This window comes from Streptomyces cucumeris (assembly GCF_024295805.1).
Classification (GTDB): domain Bacteria; phylum Actinomycetota; class Actinomycetes; order Streptomycetales; family Streptomycetaceae; genus Streptomyces; species Streptomyces cucumeris.
This window is the reverse complement of sequence record NZ_JANCLX010000006.1, coordinates 134,377-146,867: the sequence shown is the minus strand read 5'-3', so window position 1 is coordinate 146,867 and position 12,491 is coordinate 134,377. Positions and strand designations below refer to the sequence as shown.

The window sequence follows — 12,491 nt, the reverse complement described above, 5'->3', positions numbered from 1 at the left end:
GGCCGGGTGAGGGGAGAGGTACCGCCGGGCGCGAGGGGTGCGCGCCCGGCGGACCGGTCCGGGGTGCGCGGTACCGTATGAGAACGACAGTTCTCAGGTGGGGGTGACCCGTGAGGGACCAGGAGCCGGCCAGGGCCCGTGTGCTCGACGCCGCGGAGGCGCTGTTCTACGGCCGCGGGGTGCAGAGCGTGGGCATGGATGAGATCCGGAACGCCTCACAGGTCTCCCTCAAACGTCTCTATCAGCTCTTTCCGTCCAAGGGGGAGCTGGTCGAGGCGTATCTGAGACGGCGCGACATCCGCTGGCGGGAGGCGCTGGCCCGCCAGGTGGAGGCCGAGGAGGACCCGGGGGCGCGCATCCTGGCGGTCTTCGACTGGCTGCACGGCTGGTTCGCCGCACCGGACTTCCGGGGATGCGGCTTCATCAACTCCTTCGGTGAGCTGGGCGCCACCACCCCGGCGGTGGCGGAGGCCGCCCGTGCGCACAAGGAGGCGTTCCGGGCGTACCTGGGCCGTCTGGTGGCGGACGCCGGGCGGCCCGCGGCCCTCGCCGGGCAGGTGGCGCTGCTCGCCGAGGGGGCCATGACCGCGGCCGCCATCCGCGGTTCGGCCGAGCCCGCCCGGGAGGCGCGCGAGGCGGCGCGGGTGCTGCTGGAGGCGTCGGCCGCGGACCGCCGGGCCGTCGCTCCGGGGTGATGTCGGTTACTCCCGGGTGAGCGGAGCTCGCGGGCGGTGAACCCGGTGGGGCGGGAATGAAGGCAGATAGTTCACTGTTCAACTAGATGTCTCAGGGTCGGCCGTCCTGGCCGGCCGGCCGCCGTCCGCCAGGAGGAGAGCGTCATGCCCGCCGTGACCGTCGCCAACACGCTGGAACTGCCCCGCGTCCCCACCCCCGATCCGCAGACCGCCCCGGCCCGTCCGGTCCGGTCCGTGACCGGCGCCCCGCAGGGTTTCGAGGGGGAGGGCTTCCCGGTGTACCGGGCCTTCGCGGGCGCCTCGCTGCGCGATCTCGACCCCTTCATCCACATGGACCAGATGGGCGAGGTGGAGTACGCGCCCGGTGAGCCCAAGGGCACCCCCTGGCACCCCCACCGGGGCTTCGAGACCGTCACCTACATGATCGACGGCCAGATGGAACACCAGGACTCCAACGGCGGCGGCGGTCTGATCGCCGACGGCGCCACCCAGTGGATGACCGCCGGTGGCGGGATCCTCCACATCGAGGCGCCACCGGAGCATCTGGTGGTGTCCGGCGGGCTGTTCCACGGCATCCAGCTCTGGGTGAACCTCCCGCGCGCCAACAAGTGGAATCCGCCGCGGTACCAGAGCATCGAGGGCCGCGCGGCCACGCTGCTGTCCTCGCCCGACGGCGGTGCGCTGGTGCGGGTGATCGCCGGTGAGATGGCGGGCCATGAGGGCCCGGGCGGCACCTTCACCCCGATCACCATGATCCACGCCACCCTCAGCCCGGGCGCCCGGCTCGACCTGCCCTGGCGCCCCGACTTCAACGCGCTGGTCTACTCGCTGTCCGGGCGGGGCACGGTCGGCGCCGAGAACCGTCCGCTGGACACGCATCAGCTCGCCGTCCTCGGCCAGGGCGGAGCGCTCAGCGTGGCCGCCACCGACCGCCCCGACGCCCGTACCCCCGACCTCGACGTCCTGATCCTCGGCGGGCGGCCGATCCGCGAGCCCGTCGCGCACTACGGACCCTTCGTGATGAACACCAAGGCGGAGATCGCCCAGGCCGTCGACGACTTCCGCAGCGGCCGCCTCGGGGTCGTCCCCGCCGGGCGCGTTCCGCACACCGCGTCCGGAGAGGAGCACGCATGACCGCGCACCCCACCGCGTACGTCCCCGAGGAGACCCTGGCCGAACGCTGGGCGCGCGCCGGGCTGTTCTTCGAGGCGGAGGAGTACACCGAGGCCGCCCGTATCCTCACCACCGTGGTCGAGGACGAGCCGGAGCAGATCGCCCCGCGGCTGCTGCTGGCCCGCGCCTACTACCACTCCGCCCAACTCACCCGCGCCGAGGAGCAGTTGCGTGCGGTGATCGCCCGCGATCCGGTCGAGGCGTACGCCCATCTGATGCTGGGCCGCACCCTGCAGCGGCAGGGACGGGACCGGGAAGCGGCCGGAGCGCTGCGGGTGGCGGATGCGTTCCGCGGGGAGTTCGCGGACACGGCGGACTGACCGGGCACCGCGCCACACCGTCCGGCCCCGGGAACCCGCCCGGGGCCGGACGGTGCGGTCAGCCGTGCCGGGCCGGCCCCGTTCCGCATACCCTGGCCTGCGCCCGCGCGGCGAGCGTACGGCGGTCGTCCCTCCCCGGTACGGGCAGCAGCGGCCGGTGGTTGCGCACCCGGATGGTCAGCCCGTCCGCACGCAGCACCCGGCGCAGTGAACTGCCGAAGTCGTCCTCGCCGACGAAGGCCGCCACCGTGGACGGCGCGCCGTGCTGGAGGTACTCCAGGGCCACCGGACGCACCGGCGCGCCCGCGTCGAGCGCGGCCTGGAAGGTGGCGCGGCGGAAGTCCCCGCCCGTGCCGGCACACCAGGTGACGCCCTGGGGGAAGACCACCACCGACCGGCCCGCGCGCAGCAGATGCGAGATCTCCCGTACGGTGCCGGGCAGTTGGCGCAGTCCGGCCCGGTCGATGAACACCGTTCCGGCCCGCTCCGCCAGCGGGCCGACCACCGGCCAGTCCGCCACCTCCCGTTTGGCCAGCATGACCACCGGCTCCACGGCCAGCAGCGCCACGATGTCCAGCCAGGAGATGTGATTGGCGACGACGAGGGTGCCGGTCGGGCCCGGTGCGCCGAGCGCGGGGTCGCCCGCCACCTCCAGCCGTATGCCCAGCGCGGTGAGCAGCCCGGCGGCGTGGGAGCGCAGCGTCTCCGGTTCGGCGATCCGCTCACCCCGCGCCACCGCGCCGACCAGCGCCCGGCCGAAGGCGGCGGTGCGCCGCAGGGCGCGGAGGGCGGGGGTCCGGCCGGCGGCGTGGGCGACACAGTCCGGGCCGCACGGGGACCATACGGTCCACGCCTGCGCCGGTGCGCCCATCGGTACCGTGACGGTCACCTGGGCTCGCCCAGGAAGTAGCGGCGGTAGCGGTCGTTCATCCGCTCGGTGTCCAGCAGGACGAAGAAGTCGGCGTCGTCGAAGCTCCGGTCGTGCTGCGGGGAGCCGCACATCCAGGCACCGACCCGCAGATAGCCGCGGAGCAGCGGCGGCATTCCGGCGTAGCTCGGCTCGGTGTCCAGCGGCTGGTCCGGTACCCACGGGTCGAGCGGATGCACCCGCAGCTCGGCGGGGGCGGCGTGCCGGGTGGTGCCCAGCAGCCAGGCGTTGGCCGCGGCCCGTCCGCCGTCGCCCAGCGGGACCGAGGCACAGCCCGCGAGGTAGCGGTGGCCGGACAGCAGGACGTAACGGGCCAGTCCGGCCCACATCAGATTGATCACGGCGCCCGAGCGGTGGTCGGGGTGCACACAGGCCCGTCCCGCCTCGACCATGGCGGAGCGGACCTCCTCCGGAAGGCCGCGCAGATCGAACTCGGTGTCGGAGTAGAGCCGTTCGCTGCGGCCCGGGGGGAGCAGCCGGTAGGTGCCGACCACCGTGCCCGTCGCGGTGTCCGTGACGATCAGGTGGTCCATCAGCGCGTCGAACTCGTCCACGTCGCGTCCGGGGAAGGGCGAGGACAGCCGGCCTCCCCGCTCCACGCCGAACACCTGGTGGCGCAGTCGCTGCGCGGCGTGGACCTGCTCCTCGGTATGGGCGATGGAGGTGACGTACGAGCTGGTGGACGCCGGTACGGGGGACGTCGTGAGCACGGACATTCCGGTTCTCCGTTCAGGGGGACGTCAGGAGCGGCAGCGGGAGAGAGGAAGGAGAAGGAGAAAAGGGGAGAGAAGGGAGCGGGCGGGGGACAGCGGCCCGCTCATCGGCGCGGTGCGGAAGACGGTCCGCACCGCTCGCGTCGACCCCAGTCTCGCCGTGGCGGCGAACGCCACAGTGTCCGCGTGGTGATTCGGCGACTGCCAGCCGATGACGAACGCATGCCGTGGCGAGCCGGGCGGTCGGCCCGGTGCCACGGCGGTGCGGTGGCGGGAACGCGCCCGCCGTCGGGTCAGCGCGTGCCGGTGCCGTCCAGCGGGAAGCCCAGCGAACGGGCCGCCGCTTCCGGTGTGGGCTGGGACCAGTAGTCGGTGACCGCCTGCGCGGAGGCCAGCGAGCGGGTCTCGGCGCGGTCCAGGTAGAGCACACCGTCGAGGTGGTCGGTCTCGTGCTGGACGATCCGGGCGGGCCAGCCGGTGAACTCCTCGTCCACCTCGCGCCCCGTCTCGTCCTGACCGCGCAGCCGGATCCGCTCCGGGCGGCTGACCACGGCCTGCCAGCCGGGAACGCTCAGACATCCCTCGAAGAACGCCGCCCGGCCCCCGCCCACGGGTTCGTAGGACGGGTTGACCAGGACGCGGTACGGCTGCGGCACCCGGCCGCGCGCCTCCCGCACCTCGGCCGTCACCTCGGCCGGGTCCTCGATCACGGCGAGCCGCAGCGGTACGCCGATCTGCGGGGCGGCCAGCCCCACACCGGGCGCGGCGTGCATGGTGTCGCGCATCGCCCGCAGCAGCCGGTCGAGCTGGTCCGCGGAGAGCTGGCCCTCGTAGGGGAGGGCGGGCTGCCGCAGGACGGGGACGCCCGCGGAGATGATCGGCAGTGGATGGGTGCCGCAGAGCAGTTCGTCGACGAGTTCGGACAGGCTGGAGGTCGGCATAGGGCACAGCCTGGCAAGCCGGACAGGCCGCGGCAATGTGTGGGACGGGGTGGCTGCCCGCGGCCGGGCGTGACCCCGTCCACGACCGGTGAACGCGGGGCGGACGGGGTCCGTACTCACTCATGAGACGCCGGGGAATCCCACGCCCCGGGCGCTCACCCGGGTCCTTCCGACTCGGGACGCCGCCGCTCCCGCGGTGCTTTCCCCGTTGTGCCCGCGGGGCGGCGGCTCCTCGCGTCCGGGAGGCGGAGGGAGACGGTGCGCTACGGGGCGGCCGTCTCCCGGGCGGCCGCCTCCCGGACGTCCGTCAGATCGCGGACGTAGGCGAGCCCGGGCCGGCCGCTGAGGACGACCTCCTCCCCGGTGGGGACGAACCCGGCCCGGGTCAGGACGGCGCGTGACCCGGCGTTGTCGAGGGTGGTCTCGGCGCGCAGCGCGGTGAGCCCGTACGCGGTGGCCGCCAGGACACAGATCTGCCGGACGGCGCTGGTCGCGAGGCCCTGCCGGGTGGCCCGCTCGGCGATCCGGTACCCCAGCTCGGCCGTCCCGCCGGTCACGGCGACCAGATTGACCCGGCCCAGCACCTCGCCGTCGGAGTCCACGATCAGATGGAAGTGGTCGAGTCCGGCCTCCTGTGCGGCGAGCAGCTCGGCGTGGCGCGCGTCGAACCCGGCGAAGTAGTCGTCACCGCGGTCGGGAATCGTCTGCGCGAAGTAGGCGCGGTTCTCCCGCTCGAAGGCGAGCAGGGCCGCGGCGTGATCGCGCCGGAGGCGCTGGAGTTCGGGCATGGCAGCACCGTACGCCGCGCGGGCCCGGGATGATCACTGAGTTTCGCGGCCCGCGGATCCGGCGCCGCCCGTGGGGCCGTCGTCGCGGGCGTCGACATCGGCCCGTGCCTCAGGGAGCAGTGCGCGGATGTCGCCCGGCAGCACCCCGTACACCTTCTCCATCAGCTCCGGGTCCACCGCGGCGTCCAGCACTTCGAAGAAGGCGCTCGCCTCGCGCAGCGCCTCCTCCTCGGTGCGCTCGGCGCGCCAGGCGATCCGGCCCGCGAAACCGGTGAGGCCGAACCGCTCGCCGTGGTCGCGCCGGTGCGCCCGCTCCTCGGGCGAGCCCCGGCCGGAGGCGGTCACCCGGAGCACCGGCTCCGCCGCCTCGGCCGGGAGCTGGGCCGCCAGATGGGCCGCCAGCCCACCGGGGATCCGCTCGGCGAGGGTCTCCAGCGTCGCCCGGACCGCCCGCTCGGCCGACCGCCGGTCCCGCAGCCGGGCCCGGGTCCGGACCTGGTCGGTGAGTTCTTCGTAGCGCATCGTGGATCAGCGCTCCCTGGATCGGTCGATGCCCGCGCTTGCGCGCCGAGTGCCCAGCGGTACCGCCCCGAAGCATCCGCCCCGGCCCCGCCGGGCGGCCTCCGGCGGCGCCGTGCGGCCGGACGGGGCGGCGGCCCGGCCGCTCCGGCCGCACACTGGGCACTGTGACGGAGAAGAGCACGGAGCACGGCACGGAGCGGCGCACCGGGCGGCGGACCGAGCGGCGCAGCGCCGGAATCCTGCTGTTCCGCGGCACGGGACCGGCCGTCGAGGTGCTGCTCGGTCATATGGGCGGCCCGTTCTGGGCCACCCGGGACGAACGTGCCTGGTCCGTGCCCAAGGGCGAGTACACCGAGGAGGAGACCCCCGAGGCCGCCGCGCGCCGGGAGTTCGCGGAGGAGCTCGGTATGCCGCCGCCCGACGGCGAGCTGCTGCCGCTCGGCTCGGTCCGGCAGACCGGCGGCAAGCTGGTGACCGTCTGGGCCCTGGCGGGCGATCTCGACCCGGACCGGATCACTCCCGGCACCTTCACCATGGAGTGGCCCCGGGGATCCGGCCGGATGCGGGAGTTCCCGGAGCTCGACCGGGTCGAGTGGATGGATCCGGAAACGGCCCGTACGAAGATCGTGGCCAGGCAGGAGCTCTTTCTCGACCGGCTCGACGCGCTGCTCAACGGGGCGCCGCTACCGTGAAGGGGAAGACCGTGGGGACGCCGCGCCGCGCGCGCTGAAGCCGACGGAGGCACGGTGGGCATGGAGAGCGCGAGGAGTTCGGAGTACCTGCCCCGCCTGCGGCTGGACGAGCTGCTGGAGGAGTTGCAGGTCCGCATCGACGCGGTGCGCGGCACCCAGGACCGGGTGCACAGCCTGCTGGAAGCCGTCCTCTCGGTCGGCCGCGAGCTGGATCTGTCCCATGTGCTGCGGCGGATCGTGGAGGCCGCGGTGGTCCTGGTGGACGCCGAGTACGGGGCGCTCGGCGTCATCGGCGAGGACCAGCGGCTCGCGGAGTTCCTGCCGGTGGGCATCGGCAAGGAGCGGATCGAGACGATCGGTGACCTGCCGGCCGGGCACGGCATCCTCGGCGAGCTGATCCGCCACCCCGAGCCGCTGCGGCTGGCCGAGCTCTCCGAGCACCCCGCCTCGTACGGCTTCCCGCCGGGCCATCCGCCGATGCGCTCGTTCCTGGGGGTGCCCATCCGGGTGCGGGACGAGGTTTTCGGCAATCTGTATCTGACCGAGAAGCGCGGGGGGAAGGAGTTCGACGGCGAGGACGAGACGGTGCTGTCGACCCTGGCCGTTGCCGCGGGTGTGGCCATCGAGAACGCCCGGCTGTACGAGGAGGCCCGGCACCGCCAGGCGTGGCTGGAGGCGAACGCCGAGGTCACCAACAGTCTGTTGTCCGGGGTGGACGAGACCAGCGTGCTGGAGCTGATCGTCGACCACGCCCGGCGGATCCTGGCCGCCGACCTCGGGGTGCTCATGCTGCCCGTCGAGGGGAGCGACGACCTGGAGGTCGCGCTCGCCTCGGGCACCGACGCCGAGGCCCACCGCGGACTGGTGCTGCCCTGCCGGGGCTCCTTCGCCGGGGCCGCGTTCACCGCCTCCGAGCCGGTCACCAGCACCGACGTCAAGAACGATCCGCGGATCACGGTCGGCCCCCGGCGCTGGGAGGGGCTCGGTCCGGCCGTCGCGGTACCGATGCGCACCAGTGACGGGGTGGGCGGGGTGCTGTCGCTGGCCCGTTCGGTGCACAGCGCCCCCTTCACCCAGATCGAGACCGACACCCTGCTGGGCTTCGCGGGCCAGGCGGCCATCGCCATGAGACTGGCCGAGCGGCGGCGGGACGCCGAACAGCTCGCCCTGCTGGAGGACCGCGACCGGATCGCCCGCGATCTGCACGACCTGGCCATCCAGCGGCTGTTCGCCGCGGGGATGACACTGCAGAGCACCCTGCGCTTCGTCCAGCACCCCGAGGGCTCCGAACGGCTGCTGCGGGTGGTGGACGACCTCGACGACACCATCAAGATCATCCGGTCGACCATCTTCGGCCTGCGGTCCCATGAGGCGGGCCCCGCCGTCCAGGGCCTGCGCGTCCGCACCGCCAAGACCATCGAGGAGGCGGTGCCCGCGCTCGGCTTCACCCCCTCGCTGCGCACCGAGGGCCTGGTCGACACCGATGTGCCGCGTCCGGTCGCCGACGACATGGTCGCGGTCCTCGCCGAGTCGCTGTCGAACACCGCCCGGCACGCGGAGGCCGGGGCCGCGGAGGTCTCCCTGGTGGTCGCCTCCGGGCGGCTGACCCTGACCGTCACCGACAACGGCGTGGGCGTCCCGGAGGGCGGACGGCGCAGCGGACTGCGCAATCTGGCCGAGCGCGCCGAGAAGTACGGCGGTGGGCTGGACATCCAGGTGCCCACCGGCGGCGGCACCCGGCTGGTGTGGGGCGTACCGCTGCGCAGCCCCTGAGCCGCCGGGCCCCGCTCGGTGCCGACTCCGCTCAGTGCCCGGCGGCCGTACCGCCCGGGCCCGCCGGGCCGCCGTCCAGTGCGTCATGGGCGCCGCTGCGCGGGGTGGCCGGACCCGCCGGCCCGTAGCCGAGCCGGATCAGCATCTGCACATGGCCCGGTGTCCGGCGGCCGTCGTTGAGCGCCCACCGCAGATCCGACCACTCCAGCGCCTGGTGCAGCAGCGAGGCCCGTACCGCGTGCGAGGTCGCCAGCAGCAGGACGTGCTCCAGGGCCTGCCCGGCCCGCAGCCAGTCCGCCCGCCGGTCGTGGCCGGTGGTCAGCACCGCCAGGGTGGGACGGCTCTCGAACAGCGCCGTCGGCTGCCGGGCGCCCGTGCCCGTGGCGCGGAAGTCCCGCACCGGCATCCGGTGCGCGCTGTCCTGGGGGCCGACGGCCGCGGCGGGGATCCCGTACGGACCGCTGTCGCGCAGCCACTCCCGGCTCTCGGAGACCCGCCGCGGGTCGTGGGTGTTGCGCTGTTCGGCCTCGGCGGTCAGCCGCAGCAGATGGGAGGTCTCCTCCGGGCCCGCGAGATGCAGACCGGCGCCGTCCTCACGGGCGGCGTCGGCCAGCCGGTACAGAAGCTGACGGGGCAGCCGGCGCCCGGTGAAGGGCAACCGGCTGCTGTGCCGGCGCCAGATCACGTCGTACAGCTCGTCGTGCGCGGGGTGCGGACGGGCACGGGACGACGCGGCCAGCCGCACCGTGGCCAGCAGATCCGGCTGTGAGCGGTGCGGCAGCAGCCGGACCACCGGCTCCCAGCCGAAGTGGGCCACCGCCACCCGCAGGTTGAACACGGCGGCCCCGGCGGAGACGCTCATGGCCCTCCCCATCGGGTCGGCCTCGCGCAGGGCGCGTTCCGGAGCCGCCCGTACCTCCAGCGTGACGGTGTCGGGGTTCAGCCGGTAGCGCCACGGCTGGGTGTTGTGCATCGACGGAGCGGCCACGGCCGCGGAGATCAGTTTCTCGAGGATCGCCGCGTCGAGTACTGCGGGCTGCATGGTCTTCTCCTCGCCGGTGGGCGCGGGAGGTACCCCGCGCAGTCAGCGTGCGGCTCGGGAGAGCGGGTGGGGCAGGGGCCGTTGGTCCCGGTGGGGGACCGATGGGTGCGTACCGGCCCTCAGCCGTGGGGCACATGGGGCGCCTGGGGCGCGGAGCGCGCCGTATGGTCGTCGGGGGCCGCCGGGGAGGAGTGGGTCGCCAGCACCGCCGCCTGGATGCGGCGCTCGACGCCCAGTTTGGCCAGCAGCCGGGAGATGTGGTTCTTGACCGTCTTCTCGGAGAGGTAGAGCCGTTTGCCGATCTGCCGGTTGGTCAGTCCCTCGCCGATCAGCGCCAGGATCTCCCGTTCCCGGGGTGACAGCCCGGCCAGCACCTCGTCCTTGGGCTCCTGCGGGGCGGTGTCCCCGCGCAGGGCGCTCATCAGCCGGGCGGTGGTCGCCGGATCGAGCATCGACTGCCCGGAGGCGACCGTACGGACCGCGGAGACCAGGTCGGAGCCCTTGATCTGCTTGAGGACATAGCCCGCGGCCCCGGCCATGATCGCGTCCAGCAGGGCATCGTCGTCGTCGAACGAGGTGAGCATCAGACAGGCCAGCCCCGGCATCCGGGACCGCAGCTCGCGGCAGACCGTGATGCCGTCCCCGTCCGGCAGCCGGACGTCCAGGATGGCCACGTCCGGCCGGAGCGCGGGGCCCCGGGCCAGCGCGTGGTCGACGGTTCCGGCGTCCCCGACCACCTCGATATCCGGTTCGGCGTCCAGCAGGTCGTGCAGACCGCGCCGGACCACCTCGTGGTCATCCAGCAGGAACACCCTGATGGGGTGCGGTGTCGGCGGGGATTCCCGCGTCTCGGTCATGGCGCTCCTCGCACCGCTGGTCCGTATCCGCCCGTTGTCCGGCTCCGGCCGCCCGGCCGGTGTCCGCCTGGCCGGTGTCTGCCCGACCCGTGGTCCTGCCCGGCCCCCTCGCTGACGAGCGTGGCGCATCCGGCGGGGACCGCACCAGGGCCGAACGGGCCCCCGGGGAGCGGCGACGGGACCGAAAGGCCCCCAACACAGGGGTCTGCCCGGCCCTCGTCCCGGGCTCCCGCGCATGCGACGGTCGCGGCATGGGCACGAATGTGCGGGGGCGGTGGCTGTGGCGCTGGCGGCGCAGTCCGCTCAGACGCCGCTCCGACGTGGCCGAGGCGTGGGTCGTACTGGTGACCACCGCGGTGATGGTGGTCGGCGGCCCGGCCGCGGGTGTGCTCGCGGGCAGCGCCGTGGACGAGACGCTGCGCCAGGAGCGCGCCGAACGCTACCGGGTGCCCGCGGTGCTGCTGGAGCACGCGCCCGCCGCGCCGCCCACCGGCGACGGCACCGACACCGACCAGGTGCGCACCAATGTGCGGTGGACCGCTCCCGACGGCGCCGTGCAGACCGGCTCCGCCCTGGTCCACGAGGGACGGCGGGCCGGTACGACGACGCCGGTGTGGGTCGACGGCCGCGGCCGGCTCGTCCCCGCCCCGCCCACCGAGGAGCAGGTCGCGACCCGGGCCTCGCTGGCCGGGGCGTCGGCGGCGGCGGGGGTGGCGGCGGTGGCGCTGGCCGGGCGCGGTGTGGTGCGGTGGCGGCTGGACCGCGGGCGGGCACGGGAGTGGGAGCGTGCCTGGGCCGAGGTCGAACCGCGCTGGAGCCGTCATCTGTGACCGTCATCTGTGACGGTGCGGACCATGTCCGACGGACGGTTGGCTCAAGATGGCCGGGCCGCGGGCGGCGCCGTCGTCAGCCGGTTGTCGAAGTCAGCCGGTTCTCGAAGTCCACCACGCCCTCGACCGCCCGGATCAGCCGGGCCGCCGCCGGTACCAGCACCGCGTCCCGGACCCGCCCGGTGAGGGTGACCACGCCCTCACTGACACTGACCCGCACCGTCTGGCCCGGGCCCGGGAAGAGATGGGCCACCACCTCGTGGCGCACCTCCTCCTCGATGTCCTCGTCCGGCCGCAGGAAGACCTTCAGCAGATCGGCACGGCTGACGATGCCCTCCAGACGGCCCTCGTCGTCGACGACCGGCAGCCGTTTGACGCGCTGGTGCGTCATCACACGCGCCGCCTCCGCCAGCGTCGCGCCCGCGTGCACCGTGATGGCCGGGGCAGTCATCAGCTCGTCGGCGGTCACCGCGCCCGCCTTCGCCGCGTCCGGCAGATCGCGCAACTGGGCCACCCGGGCGGGGTCGCTGTCCCGGAACTCCTCCTTCGGCAGCAGATCCGCCTCGGAGACCACTCCGACGACCCGGCCCTCGCCCTCCAGCACCGGCAGCGCGCTCACCCGCCACTGCTCCAGCGTTCTGACGATCTCCTTGAACGGCGCCTCACGGCCGACGGCCACCACCGTATGCGTCATCACATCACTGACGATGTGCGAGCCCCGCTGCACGGTGACCACCCCTCGGTCCCTCAAACGTCGAACGCGTGGCTGTGGGGCCCGTAGAGGTCCAGCAGCCGGCTGCGGGTCGAGCGCAGCCGCCGTCCCACCACACCCGCGACATACGTGGACAGCGCATTGCCCAGTACCGGGTCCTCCTGGATCAGCGCACGCACCGTGGCCGCGTCGAACTCCTCGGCCCGCACCGGGCTGACCGCCTCCGCGCCCAGGTGCCACCGGCAGGGCGGGATCAGCCACGACCAGCCGAGCAGATCACCGGGGCCCAGGGTGGCCACGACGGGTGCCTTCCGCCCCGGTACGTGCACATCGAGGGCGACCCCTCCGCTGCTGATGATCCAGAAGCGGTCGGCCAGACCCCCTTCCTCGAAGATGCGGGTGCCCATCGGGAAGGACACCTCATGGGCGAGACGGACGAACTGGTCGCGGTGGTCCGGCGGTACGGCGGCCACCACCCCGTTTCTGGTGATCATCAAGGGCCCCT

General features: G+C 73.9%; 15 protein-coding genes. 6 read left to right on the top strand and 9 right to left on the bottom strand.

Features of this window, described 5'->3' with window-relative positions:
* Positions 1-110 precede the first annotated feature (110 nt).
* From NMK44_RS11345 to NMK44_RS11335, 3 genes are all read left to right on the top strand, one after another.
* Entirely contained in the window at positions 111-695 is a 585-nt protein-coding gene (locus NMK44_RS11345) for a TetR/AcrR family transcriptional regulator (RefSeq protein ID WP_254741173.1), read from the top strand.
* Positions 696-839: 144 nt separating this feature from the next.
* On the top strand, positions 840-1,829 hold the full coding sequence (locus tag NMK44_RS11340) for a pirin family protein (RefSeq protein ID WP_254741170.1): 990 nt from the start codon (positions 840-842) through the stop codon (positions 1,827-1,829).
* Complete coding sequence (locus NMK44_RS11335; protein ID WP_254741167.1) at positions 1,826-2,188, top strand: tetratricopeptide repeat protein; 363 nt, start codon at positions 1,826-1,828, stop codon at positions 2,186-2,188. Before NMK44_RS11340 ends, NMK44_RS11335 begins: the two co-directional genes overlap by 4 nt.
* A gap of 58 nt (positions 2,189-2,246) precedes the next feature.
* On the opposite strand, the gene NMK44_RS11330 is transcribed toward NMK44_RS11335, so the two are convergent.
* From NMK44_RS11330 to NMK44_RS11310, 5 genes are all read right to left on the bottom strand, one after another.
* Entirely contained in the window at positions 2,247-3,077 is an 831-nt protein-coding gene (locus tag NMK44_RS11330) for a lysophospholipid acyltransferase family protein (protein WP_254741164.1), read from the bottom strand.
* Positions 3,074-3,832 carry a GNAT family N-acetyltransferase gene (locus NMK44_RS11325; RefSeq protein ID WP_254741161.1) on the bottom strand — a complete coding sequence of 253 codons (759 nt, stop codon included), beginning with the start codon at positions 3,830-3,832 and terminating at the stop codon, positions 3,074-3,076. The genes NMK44_RS11330 and NMK44_RS11325 overlap by 4 nt, the downstream gene beginning before the upstream one ends.
* A gap of 290 nt (positions 3,833-4,122) precedes the next feature.
* On the bottom strand, positions 4,123-4,770 hold the full coding sequence (gene def / locus NMK44_RS11320; protein WP_254741158.1) for a peptide deformylase: 648 nt from the start codon (positions 4,768-4,770) through the stop codon (positions 4,123-4,125).
* A gap of 263 nt (positions 4,771-5,033) precedes the next feature.
* A complete protein-coding gene (locus NMK44_RS11315; protein WP_254741155.1) occupies positions 5,034-5,558 on the bottom strand; it encodes a GNAT family N-acetyltransferase in 525 nt (174 codons plus the stop codon).
* Between the two features lie 33 nt (positions 5,559-5,591).
* The gene (locus tag NMK44_RS11310; protein ID WP_254741152.1) at positions 5,592-6,080 is read right to left on the bottom strand and encodes a DUF2267 domain-containing protein; all 489 of its coding nucleotides are present in this window, start codon (positions 6,078-6,080) and stop codon (positions 5,592-5,594) included.
* Between the two features lie 164 nt (positions 6,081-6,244).
* On the opposite strand from NMK44_RS11310, the gene NMK44_RS11305 reads away from it, so the two are divergent.
* Positions 6,245-6,772 (top strand): NUDIX hydrolase, encoded by a 528-nt coding sequence (locus NMK44_RS11305; protein ID WP_254741149.1) that lies wholly within the window; start codon positions 6,245-6,247, stop codon positions 6,770-6,772.
* A 60-nt stretch (positions 6,773-6,832) separates the two neighbouring features.
* On the top strand, positions 6,833-8,545 hold the full coding sequence (locus NMK44_RS11300) for a sensor histidine kinase (protein ID WP_254741146.1): 1,713 nt from the start codon (positions 6,833-6,835) through the stop codon (positions 8,543-8,545).
* A gap of 31 nt (positions 8,546-8,576) precedes the next feature.
* Here the strand turns inward: NMK44_RS11300 and NMK44_RS11295 are convergent, their stop codons facing one another.
* The gene (locus NMK44_RS11295) at positions 8,577-9,587 is read right to left on the bottom strand and encodes an Acg family FMN-binding oxidoreductase (RefSeq protein WP_254741143.1); all 1,011 of its coding nucleotides are present in this window, start codon (positions 9,585-9,587) and stop codon (positions 8,577-8,579) included.
* Positions 9,588-9,706: 119 nt separating this feature from the next.
* Complete coding sequence (locus NMK44_RS11290; RefSeq protein ID WP_254741140.1) at positions 9,707-10,444, bottom strand: response regulator; 738 nt, start codon at positions 10,442-10,444, stop codon at positions 9,707-9,709.
* Between the two features lie 251 nt (positions 10,445-10,695).
* Here NMK44_RS11290 and NMK44_RS11285 point away from each other — a divergent pair, with 251 nt between their 5' ends.
* Positions 10,696-11,274 carry an Rv1733c family protein gene (locus NMK44_RS11285; RefSeq protein ID WP_254741138.1) on the top strand — a complete coding sequence of 193 codons (579 nt, stop codon included), beginning with the start codon at positions 10,696-10,698 and terminating at the stop codon, positions 11,272-11,274.
* A gap of 76 nt (positions 11,275-11,350) precedes the next feature.
* Here NMK44_RS11285 and NMK44_RS11280 read toward each other — a convergent pair whose 3' ends face one another.
* Both NMK44_RS11280 and NMK44_RS11275 read right to left on the bottom strand, forming a co-directional pair.
* The gene (locus NMK44_RS11280; RefSeq protein WP_254741733.1) at positions 11,351-12,001 is read right to left on the bottom strand and encodes a CBS domain-containing protein; all 651 of its coding nucleotides are present in this window, start codon (positions 11,999-12,001) and stop codon (positions 11,351-11,353) included.
* A gap of 20 nt (positions 12,002-12,021) precedes the next feature.
* Positions 12,022-12,480 carry a cyclic nucleotide-binding domain-containing protein gene (locus NMK44_RS11275; RefSeq protein WP_254741136.1) on the bottom strand — a complete coding sequence of 153 codons (459 nt, stop codon included), beginning with the start codon at positions 12,478-12,480 and terminating at the stop codon, positions 12,022-12,024.
* Positions 12,481-12,491: the final 11 nt, after the last annotated feature.